This is a genomic window from Pedobacter sp. 01N416, assembly GCF_056399685.1.
Genome location: NZ_JBFTRT010000375.1, coordinates 1 through 6,632, shown reverse-complemented (window position 1 = coordinate 6,632; position 6,632 = coordinate 1). Strand labels below are relative to the sequence as shown.

The window sequence follows — 6,632 nt, the reverse complement described above, 5'->3', positions numbered from 1 at the left end:
AACCTAATAAAAGGCCATCATCTTGATTGTAACCTGCATTTAACAGCCACGAATTACGACGATACATATCTTTTGGTATATAACTGAAGTTCGAGGTATCATTAGAAATAATTTTTCTGATTTTACTGGCATCCTCTCCATTATAAGTTGCCTTATCCGTTCTACCATATAACTTTACAGATCCGTTGCTATTTGCAAAATCGTAAACTTTAGTACCCTTGCCACCGATAATCCGCAATTTAATATTCGATTTTTTATTGTTCAGGATCAAGCTGTCGTTACCATTGTGCATGTACACCCTGATTTCTTTGGTTACTTTGGGATCGAATTTCCGATCGAAGAGTTCGTCTTTGATATTACCCTCTTTAGAAATTTTATTGATTTTTACGCGTAACCCATCGTTTTCAGCATCGGTAATCTGAATCAGTTCATTTTTATTGGTTACCTCGATATCTACAATGCGGTTAAAGAAATGATAATACTGGTTCATTAACTTTGGCAAAGTGGCTATCCGGTTACGCATCTGTGCCAAAAAGGCATCGTGATGTAATGAGTAACTTGGTTCAGGGAGTTTTTTTAGTGCTTTCTCGAAAACGGCATCGTTATAGTTTGCGCAGAAATCTTTCACAATTTTATCAAACTCCTCTTCATCAATATTGGCTGTCCAACGGCTGCTGATTTCTCTTCCTTCCCATAAAAACCAATTGATATCTTTTATACCACGTTCATAACCCTGCATCATGGGTAATAATGACGAAGATTGTGTGTATCGCTGTAAAAGGCCGTCAGATCTGAAAAAAACCTGATCGCGATCTCTTGGCACCGGCGAATAAAGCGAACCATCTTTAGTTTTGATTTCTTTCCAACGCCATTGGTCTTCATGTCTGTCCCAATCGCCCAATAATACATCAAACGCCCTGGCTTTTACCCAGGCAGGTTCATCTAATCTATTATCGTTATCATCAGTTAGTTTTTTATCCATTTTCGGAGAACTGTCTGATTCTCCTGTGGGTTCTCTTTCTTCGAACAAACACAAAGTATTGGCAAATGCCGATTCAAATTCGCCTAAGTTGTCATCAGGAGAAACCCAGCCAATAATCGGGTTGCTATGCGGGATACCGCCAGCCTTAGCAAGTTCGGGAACTACCAGTGCCGAAAACGGATGCTGTGCGGACATGTTATCCTTTATAATATCTTTAGCAAAAGTTTCGCGCAATGCGGCAGGCAAAAGTACTTCAGGGTATTTCTCCACGCTACGCAAAACATATTCTTTACCGTTTTTATCTTCTAATCGTAAAGAACGCGATTGATTGCCTCCACCGCGCTGAGTCGCTTTTAAACCACCCATCATTTGAGAAACCCGTAATACAGGAACCTTTGTTTTTGCAGCATATTCTTTACGGTAATTTTCGCCAAAAATAGCACGGTGAAAACGGCCAACGCTATCATATTCGGGCTTAATACGTACAAAAATACTATCAGCGGTAATCGGTTTATCTCTATTCCTTATTATTTGAGGAATGGTTTCGAACTTTTTAATGTAACTGTAAACTCTTTTAACGCTCGTATCCGAATAAATGTAATATTCGTAGCGCATATCGTTGTTTTTCAACTGATCGGCAACCACGTAGCCCTGCTGCATTTCGTGAAACAAAGAAGTTTTACCCTCTTTATTTGGCGACACCTTTGAACCCGAACCACTGATAACCTGCAATTGTTTCCCTTTAATTAACTGTAAACCATGCTCATGCCCCGCTACATAGGTTACATTTGGGTAATCGCCAAATACACCGGTTACTGATTTAATCATATCCTTATAAGCAGGGTGATTTAAATCTTCAGGGCTTAATAAAGTGGAACGTAACATCGGATAAATAGAGCCCAAAACAGGCAATGGGATATATAGATTTTTATCCAGCGATGTGAGCGGAAAAATGTGGTTCCTCAAATTGAAATAACCGCCATGTGGGCCATAACTCTGAAATGGATGATGTGAGGCTAAAAGAATAACCTTGTCTTTGTTCTCTTCGAGTAACTGTTCCATTTTCACTAAAACCTCATCTTTGGTACGGCATTCGCATTCGCCGTTAGGATTTGATTTATTGTATGGAAAAACCCACCATTCACTATCGTAAGCAATGATGGTTAATTTATCAGTTAATTTAATGGCCACAGGATCAGGGCATCCGTTTTCTGGTATTAGCCTCAGTAATGGATCGTTCTGTGCTTTAAGGAAATCATCTTGCGCTTTGATTTTGGCCAAACCTTTGGGGCCAGATTTATCCCAATCGTGGTTGCCGGGAACAAAATAAACCGCAGCGCCCATTTTACGCATAGGCTCGAACTGTGAACGGAGGATTTTTTTAGTTTCTTCTTCTTCTACGCTTCCAGGAAGACCCATCCCTGTTGGATAAATATTATCCCCCAAATATAAAACGGTTGTTTTTTTGGGAAGTATTTGTTTGGCGGCATTTTTTAAATCCTGCATCTGCGCAGGGTTCATTTCGCCGGCATCGCCAAAAAGAATTACACGATATTTCACATCATCCTGCGCAAGGGCAATGAAGTTGATTAAAAATAAGATGGTAAAAAGGGTAAATCTTTTAATCATAGACTCAGCGTTTGTATAAAGATAGTTATTTTAAAATTTATTTTATTTCTCATGAGCATCGTCCAAGCAATCTCATAAACTTAATTTCAGGTTCGGACCTGTCACGTTGAGCCTGTCGAAACGCGCTTTACCATACATTTTAGTTGGTCCTTCGACAGGCTCAGGATGACAATATATATAATGAGACAGCCTCCTAATAGATCCTGAAACAAGTTCAGGACGACGTTCGCATTAGGGCACCACTACTAAAACCTATTTTTTCAATTTAAACATTAAAATGTTTCCTGCAGATAAAGTACCGCCCTCGTTAGAGATATAAAGGTTCTGATCGCGATCAAATGCAATACCTTCTGGTTGGTTAAAGAAATCTCCTTTTAGCGGGTATGTTGCTTTAATTTTAAAGTTTGCATCGGTAACGACCAATAGTTTATTCATTGATGAAAGCACATACCACTCGTTAGTTGATGGGTTTTTAGCCAAAGCAGAAGGACGGAACTTAATTTTGGCTTCGCCTGATAGGTCAGCTATTTCTTTATAAGACAAGGCAAAAGTTCCACTTGCGGTAAATTTACCATCAGCATATTTAAAGGCATAAATATCCGTCTGGTCGCTTTTATTTTTCTTAATTTCTTTAGTTAATACATACACCAGGCCTGTTTTTTCGTCTGCGGCTAAGCCTTCATATTCGGCTTTAGGAACCAGGTCTTTGGTTTTAACCACATCTGCAACTTCTGGTTTATTGATCTCGCTAATAGGAAAGCTATGCAGTTCGCCATTGCTTTTTAATACAATTACAGTGTTATTTAAGATAGCCAGATCTTCATAATCGCCTTTACCTCCAAATTTGGTAAATTTCGATTCTTTATCGGTTAAACCAAGATGAAACAAATCGCCGTCTTCATCCTGAATCGCAAATACTTCTTTAGGATCACCGTTATGAAATACAATTCCGGAAATTTCGAATAAATTTTGCGGCATGTTATATTTTACAGGATTTGCTAAATCGTAAGGAAGGTTTGATTTTTCTGATCCTCCTGCCGAAACGGTTTCTGTAGAATCACTTTTTTTATCATCACGGTTCGCATTTACACATGATATACCTAAAAAGGCAATGGCAATTAGAAAGCTAGAGGCGAGGAAAGTTTTATTGTATTTCATAAGGGGTAAAATTTAATACTTGTTTATTTATTAATCGTTATCCCGACAGCATAACCGTCATCTCGACCGTAGCGGAGAGATCTATCAAGATCATTTTCTATAGATTTCTCCATTTCGCTGCACTTCAGTCGAAATGACGATCTTATGGTGGGGACACAGACACGGCACTATTTATTTTTTAATAATTGATAAATATCGTATTGAGACTCGACAGGAGCCCCACTACTTTTAACAGGAATATTGTTCATGTTTTCATCTATACAAACCGCCTGTACGTTATCTTGTTTTTGGATTTCGATAATATCTATCATTTCTTGCTTAATCTGCTCGTTATGAATCGGAAAGCAAACTTCAATTCTCCGATAAATATTACGGTTCATCCAATCGGCAGAGCCGAGGTATACATCGTTTTTGCCTAAATTGTGAAAAATAAAGATACGTCCGTGCTCTAAATAACGATCTACAATGCGGGTAACCTTAATATTTTCGCTCATTCCTGCTACACCTGGAATTAAGCGACAAATGCTCCGTACAATCAGTTCGATCTTTACCCCTGCCTGCGAAGCCTCGTAAAGTTTGTTGATCAATACTTTTTCTTCGAGATTATTCATTTTAATGGTAATACCCGATGGTTTACCTTGTTTGGCATGTTCAATTTCGCGATCTATCAAATCAAGAAAAACCTGCTGTAAATTAAACTGTGCGACCAATAAATGATTAAATTTAATCAGATCGGCAGAAGTAGGTTTAACCCTTTTGGCCAGAAAAATAAAAAGCAGCTCTACTTCGCGCAGCATTTCTTTATTGGCCGTCATTAATATATGATCGGTATAAAAAGCAGCCGTGCTTTCGTTAAAGTTTCCGGTAGAAAACAAACCAGAATAACGCATGCGGTCACCTGTCTGGCGTTTTACCAAGGCTACTTTGGCATGAACTTTTAGTTAAAGATCCATCTATGAGGTCGGTATTGCAGATTTTTGGCCAGTTTTGGTTGGATAATTTTGGCGAATTAACCGGAAAACCCATAAAATCTTTCAGGTTATGATATTGCCCGCCCTCTATCCTATTCGCCTTTTTAAGGTTAAAAAGCTTTTTGAGCAATTCGAAAACGTTGGCCGGTATGCCTGGCTGGTGAAGAAAACGTGTAGCCAAACCCGAATCGCGTTTGAGCAACTGCTTCTCCAATTGTTCGGATAAACTGCCCGAATATTCGTCTTTCAGGTCAATTTCGGCATCTCTGGTAATTTTGAAGCTATAACATCCGGTAACTTCAGCTTCAGGAAAAATACGGTCTAAATGAAAACGCACTATATCATCCAGAAAAACAATAAAGGTCTCGTCACCCGATTCTACCTTATAAAAACGGGGTAACTGGTTGGAAGGAATATTTAAAATAACAACTTCAGCATCTTCTTTCTTTTTTAGCGTAATCAGAAAGTACAGTTCATTATTTGAGGGAAAGAAGTTGGTATCCGCATTAATGTAAACAGGCTGCAGAAAGGCCATTACCTGACTCAAAAAATATCGGGTTGTATTTTTCTGAATTTCTGCAGGGAATGGTTGTCCATAAATTAAGTTTATCTTATTCTCTTTAAGCAAGGGAATAAGGTCTGATTTAAGCACCTTACCGTAACGCTGCTGCTGTTCCGAAATAAGCAAATTGGCCGTATTGAGCAAATTATCGTCAATCTGGATATCGTTGTCTTCCTTATTGCTCAATTTCTCTAAAGCGAGTAAGACCGGCATCCTTACGCGATAAAACTCGTCGAGGTTGGAAGAGAATATCGACAAAAACTTAATGCGTTCTAAAAGTGGAACGGTACTTCGCTCGGCTTCCATTAAAATACGCTCGTTAAACTTTAACCAGCTTAAATCTCTATTAAAAAAAGAGGTTTCTACTATCTGTTCCATTAAAGTTTACCGTAAGCTGCGTAAGCAATTACAAATGCAAATACTGCTGCAATTAAACCAAACATGAAAATATTGTAAGCCAGGCGGATCAGTTTATACTTTCTGCCCAAAACTACGCCTTGCGAGTATACGTCGGTGATTAAGGTACCATATAAAAAGTCTTTATCGTTCATCACTTTAATCATACCATCGGTATAACTGGGTAAGCTCATTTTATAAAAGTTACCAAAAAATAATAAGTTTACTTTTTTCTTATCCATATCTTCCTGCGTAAACTCTCCCTTGGGGATAGACGGGCGTGTTGATAAAATAGAAACCACCACACAGGTTAAACTCACTATTAACAAAATAAATGTGGGGATAATCAAGTTGCCATGGTCTTCCAATCGCCTAAGCAACAAACTCACGATCAAGGAAAGCATGATCGAATTTACGGTGATCAGGATATGCGCTTTATTATCGGCCATATCACTCAGGCGCTGGTTGTTGGCTGAGGTAATCCTAAACATCGTTTCGATCCCTTTATCGGGACGATCGTCTTTGTCTTTCTTTTTTTTATCCTTCTCTTTCACAATGACAGGGGCAAAGTTTAGGGGCTCTGCCAATTCGGCACTAATTTCCTCCTGCGATGTTAGTTTACTTTTCAGTTTGCTGATATTCTTCTGTTTCTGATCGCTCAACAACAGATTGGCATAATCGGTATGGTAATGATGTGATTCCATAAACTGGATATCTTTTTTACGCCAATCTAATTTACTGATATCTTTTTTATAGATCAGTTCATTTTCCTTGTGCATCAATTTCCCTTTTGCGCGGAAATCGGGCAAACCTAAATGGAACAGATCTGCATCGCAAATGATTTTATCAATTTCATTTTTAGGGTTCTGAGGAATTTTAGTGGCCAATATTGCGCTTTTAACATGGTCACGGATTTCTTGATTGACCTGATGTT

At 38.5% G+C, this 6,632-nt stretch carries 5 protein-coding genes; all 5 read right to left on the bottom strand.

Features of this window, described 5'->3' with window-relative positions; translation table 11 throughout:
* On the bottom strand, positions 1 to 2,611 hold a 2,611-nt coding region (locus AC1DND_RS19185), incomplete at its 3' end, for a metallophosphoesterase (protein WP_477584043.1).
* A gap of 252 nt (positions 2,612 to 2,863) precedes the next feature.
* On the bottom strand, positions 2,864 to 3,769 hold the full coding sequence (locus tag AC1DND_RS19180; protein WP_477584041.1) for an SdiA-regulated domain-containing protein: 906 nt from the start codon (positions 3,767 to 3,769) through the stop codon (positions 2,864 to 2,866).
* Positions 3,770 to 3,936: 167 nt separating this feature from the next.
* Positions 3,937 to 4,686: a polyphosphate kinase gene (locus tag AC1DND_RS19175; protein WP_477584039.1), complete on the bottom strand. Its 750-nt coding sequence runs from the start codon at positions 4,684 to 4,686 to the stop codon at positions 3,937 to 3,939.
* Positions 4,664 to 5,680 (bottom strand): polyphosphate kinase, encoded by a 1,017-nt coding sequence (locus tag AC1DND_RS19170; RefSeq protein WP_477584038.1) that lies wholly within the window; start codon positions 5,678 to 5,680, stop codon positions 4,664 to 4,666. The genes AC1DND_RS19175 and AC1DND_RS19170 overlap by 23 nt, the downstream gene beginning before the upstream one ends.
* A partial coding sequence (locus tag AC1DND_RS19165) for a Pycsar system effector family protein (RefSeq protein ID WP_477584036.1) occupies positions 5,680 to 6,632 on the bottom strand: 953 nt, incomplete at its 5' end. The genes AC1DND_RS19170 and AC1DND_RS19165, both read right to left, overlap by 1 nt.

Excerpts from the sequence above, each read along its gene's own strand:
- AC1DND_RS19180 (WP_477584041.1), bottom strand. The coding sequence starts at position 3,769 with ATGAAATACAATAAAACTTTCCTCGCCTCTAGCTTTCTAATTGCCATT.
- AC1DND_RS19170 (WP_477584038.1), bottom strand. The coding sequence starts at position 5,680 with ATGGAACAGATAGTAGAAACCTCTTTTTTTAATAGAGATTTAAGCTGG.